The sequence below is a fragment of the Mycolicibacter icosiumassiliensis genome, assembly GCF_900078685.2.
Lineage (GTDB): Bacteria > Actinomycetota > Actinomycetes > Mycobacteriales > Mycobacteriaceae > Mycobacterium > Mycobacterium icosiumassiliensis.
Map to the genome: position 1 here is coordinate 1 of NZ_LT546201.1, position 3,790 is coordinate 3,790.

The following is a 3,790-nucleotide window of genomic DNA, read 5'->3' on the forward strand; positions in this document are numbered from 1 at the left end:
GCACCCAGCGCACCCAGCGCACCGAGCCCGCCGGCAGCGGCGAGGACGGGTGCGGCGGCCATCACGATGGGGATCGCCATCGTGATGGCAATTTGCCCCATCGGCCACAACAGCATCAACGTGTGAAAGGTGAACCAGCCCAGGGCCCCGGCCAGGATCGGGGACATCCCCGGGATCTGCAGCAGCATCTGGGTCACCGAGCTGGCAAACGGAAATGCCTCGATCGGATATCCGTCGACACCCAACTGCGCCCACAACCACTTGGCGATCGGGTCGGCAAAGCCCATGTTGTACTGCGTGATCAGGTCCTTGAGCTGCTCTTCCCAGCTGGGGGCGGCAGCGGCCTCGGCAGCCCCCGGGGCCACGATCGGCGGCGCGGGCGTCGCAGGCGGCACCGAGGCCAGCGCCGCTCCCGCGACGCCCTGGTAGACGGTCATCATCTCCGCGGCCTGCACCCACATCCGGGCGTAGTCGGCTTCGTTCAGCGCGATCGGGACGGTGTTGATGCCGAAGAAGTTGGTCGCCACCAGCGCCGCATGCACCGCGTGGTTGGCGGCCAGTTCGGCCAGCGTGGGCATGCCGGCCAGCGCCGTGGTGTAGGCCGCGGCCGCGGTCTGGTGCAGACCGGCCGCAGCGGTGCTCTTGGCGGCGCTCTCGGCCAGCCAGCTCAGATACGGGGCGTGTGCGGCCGCGTACTGCGAGGCGCTGGGACCCTGCCAGACTCCCTGCACTCCGGCCAGGACCGCGTCGAGCTCGGCGGCGATTTCGGCGTATTCCGCGCTCATCGCCGAGTAGGCCGATGCCGATTCCAGCAGCGGACCGGGCCCGGGCCCGGCGCTCAGCAGCGCCGAGTGCACCTCCGGCGGCGATGCCAGCCAGACCGGTGCGGTCATCGAATACCTCTTCCCACTCTTGGCAACGTGATCTTCAACCAATTAGTCGGGGTGTGGCCCGGTTTGGTTCCCGGCAGACGAATCTTTGTATCCGGGCGCCGAATGAGCGACTATGTCGGCATGCGGTGCGAGGTGGTGCGCGAGACCCTGTCGTCGCTGCTCGACGGCGAGCAGCAGGACCTGCCGGCGCAGCAGGTCGACGCGCACTTGGCATCATGCCGCAGTTGCCGGCGCTGGCTGGTCGGCGCCGCAGCCCAGGCCCGCCGGCTGACAGACATCAATAGCGAATCCGCCGCCGAGGCCGGCCCCGACCTGGCCGCCCAGATCCTGGCGGCCGCCGGAGTGACATCGATCACCGCCGAAAACTCCGTCGACAGCCTCTGGTCGCGGTGGGGTGTGTGGCGGCCGGCGCTAGTCGTGGTCGGGGTCTTCCAGGTAGTGATGGCGCTGGCGCAGATCGCCGGTGTGGATTTCGGCATGGTGTCGACGCACGGACACGGGCACGGCGCGGCGACCGGCGCGCATTTGCTGCATGAGTCCACGGCGTGGCTGTTGGCGCTCGGCGGGGCGATGATCGCGGCGGGTATCTGGCCGTCCGTTGCGGCGGGTGTTGCCGCGATTACCGGGGTATACGCGCTGGCGCTGGGTGGTTACGTGGCTGTCGACGCCTACCACGGCCAGGTGACAGCGGCGCGGGTCGCCAGCCACCTGCCGGTGCTGATCGGTTTGGCGTTCGCTTTGCTGGTGGCGCGCCAACGTATCGGCGGTGCAGGCTCGCGGCCGGCCCGGTGGGACGCCGATGGCGCCGCGGGCGGGCCTGCTCCGGCGGCGGGCGGAGGGCGCGGTCGCCGGCGCCATCTGCGGTCGGTCAACCGCTCCGACAGCTCTACGACCATGCGTCGTAATAGCGCCGCGGCCCCGGGTCTAAGGTGGGTGCTCATGGCGGGAGCTGACCGGGTTGACGACGATGCTGTCACCGCTCTCGCCGTTGCCGCCGCAGCCGGTGATGCCCGTGCGCTGGAGGCCTTCATCAGGGCCACGCAGCACGATGTCTGGCGATTCGTGGCCTACCTCTTCGACGGTGTCAGTGCTGACGACCTGACTCAGGAGACCTTCCTTCGGGCGATCGGCGCGATCCCGCGGTTCGCCGGCCGTTCCAGTGCCCGGACCTGGCTGCTGGCCATTGCGCGGCGGGTGGTGGCGGACCACATTCGGTACCTCAAGGCGCGTCCGCGTACCGCACCGGGCGCCGATCCCGAGCTGCTGCTGGACCGCGACCGTCCGGCCCGCGGCTTCGAGGACGTCGTCGAGGTGACCGCGTTGATCGCCGGCCTGTCGACCGATCAGCGCGAAGCGCTGCTGCTGACCCAGCTGTTCGGGCTGTCCTATTCCGACGCCGCCGCGGTCTGTGGTTGTCCGGTGGGCACCATCCGTTCTCGGGTTGCGCGCGCACGTGACGCGTTGCTGGCCGATCCGGAACGCGGTGAGCTGACCGGTTAGCCGGCGGTTCAGCCGCCGCATACACTGAGCTGAGTTCGCGCTGGCAGAGCCGGTTTTTGCGGCACGCGCGGGCGGAGCGGGCGGTTGGTGATACCTCGCCCATGGCCCAGTCATGGAACGATGGACGCAAAACCATAGCTTCGAGGTTGGGGAGAGAGCGGTGTCGGCGCTACGTTGGCTGCGGACGGCCGCCGTCGTCGGCGCGACGGCTGTGCTGCTGGCATCCAGTTGCAGCTGGCAGCTCGGTAATCCCATCCCGCAGGGCGTGCCGCCGCCCCCCGGCGACCCGGTTCCACCGGTCAGCACGGACGTCGCCTCCGGGCGGCCGGCCGACCAGCTTTATCAATGGGCCGCTGAGCGGGCGCCGATGCTCGGCATCCCGATCACTGCGCTGGAGGCCTACGCCTATGCCGCGCGGGTCGCGGAGGTAGAGAACCCCAACTGCCACCTGGGCTGGACCACGCTGGCGGCCATCGGCCAGATCGAGAGTCATCACGGGCGTTACAACCACGCCACGGTGGCCCGCAACGGCGACGTGCGGCCCAAGATCCGCGGGGTCCGGCTCGACGGCTCCGGGGGCAATCTCCACATCGTCGAGGACGTCCAACCGGATCTGGCCGACGACGACGGCGTGGTTCGTGCGATGGGCCCGATGCAGTTCATTCCGGAGACCTGGCGGCTCTACGGCGTCGACGCCAACAACGACGGCATCGTCAGCCCCGACAACATCGATGACGCCGCGCTGTCGGCGGCCGGCTACCTGTGCTGGCGTGGCAAAGATCTGGCCACCCCCAAGGGCTGGATGACGGCGTTGATGGCCTACAACGAGTCGGAGATCTACGCCCGCGCCGTCCGGGATTGGGCCGCCGCATACGCGGCCGGTCGCCCGCTATGAGGTGTCTGGTCCGGGATAGGCTCCCAACAGGCCTCCGATAGGACGCGACGGCCAGCCCCACCCACGCTCAAGGAGAAGTCAGTGCCCATCATCCAGCAGGTCGGCGCCCGCGAGATCCTCGATTCCCGCGGCAACCCCACGGTCGAGGTCGAGGTCGCGCTGGAAGACGGCACGTTCGCCCGGGCCGCGGTGCCCTCCGGCGCATCCACCGGCGAGCACGAGGCCGTGGAACTTCGCGACGGTGGCACCCGCTATGGCGGCAAGGGTGTGCAGAAGGCGGTGACCGCAGTACTGGACCAGATCGCGCCGGTGGTCATCGGGATCAGCGCGGACGACCAGCGGCTGGTGGACCAGGCACTGGTGGACCTCGACGGCACCCCGGACAAGTCCCGGCTGGGCGCCAACGCCATGCTCGGGGTGTCGCTGGCGGTGGCCAAGGCGGCCGCCGACTCCGCGGCGCTGCCGCTGTACCGCTACCTGGGCGGCCCCAACGCCCACATCC

The 3,790-nt window shown here is 69.7% G+C and carries 3 protein-coding genes and 2 pseudogenes; 4 read left to right on the forward strand and 1 reads right to left on the reverse strand.

Annotation, left to right across the window (positions count from 1 at the left end; all coding sequences use genetic code 11):
* The coding region (locus tag BN4346_RS47040; protein WP_154677708.1) for a PPE family protein at positions 1–893 on the reverse strand (893 nt) is incomplete at its 3' end.
* 120 nt (positions 894–1,013) lie between these two features.
* On the opposite strand from BN4346_RS47040, the pseudogene BN4346_RS49400 reads away from it, so the two are divergent.
* From BN4346_RS49400 to BN4346_RS47055, 4 genes and pseudogenes are all read left to right on the forward strand, one after another.
* Positions 1,014–1,649: pseudogene (locus tag BN4346_RS49400) on the forward strand (DUF2275 domain-containing protein); the annotation flags it as partial.
* 183 nt (positions 1,650–1,832) lie between these two features.
* Positions 1,833–2,393 (forward strand): RNA polymerase sigma factor SigC, encoded by a 561-nt coding sequence (gene sigC, locus BN4346_RS49405; protein WP_235653838.1) that lies wholly within the window; start codon positions 1,833–1,835, stop codon positions 2,391–2,393.
* A gap of 160 nt (positions 2,394–2,553) precedes the next feature.
* The gene (locus tag BN4346_RS47050; RefSeq protein ID WP_067977113.1) at positions 2,554–3,288 is read left to right on the forward strand and encodes a lytic transglycosylase domain-containing protein; all 735 of its coding nucleotides are present in this window, start codon (positions 2,554–2,556) and stop codon (positions 3,286–3,288) included.
* 81 nt (positions 3,289–3,369) lie between these two features.
* Positions 3,370–3,790 (forward strand): annotated as a pseudogene (locus BN4346_RS47055) (phosphopyruvate hydratase); the annotation flags it as partial.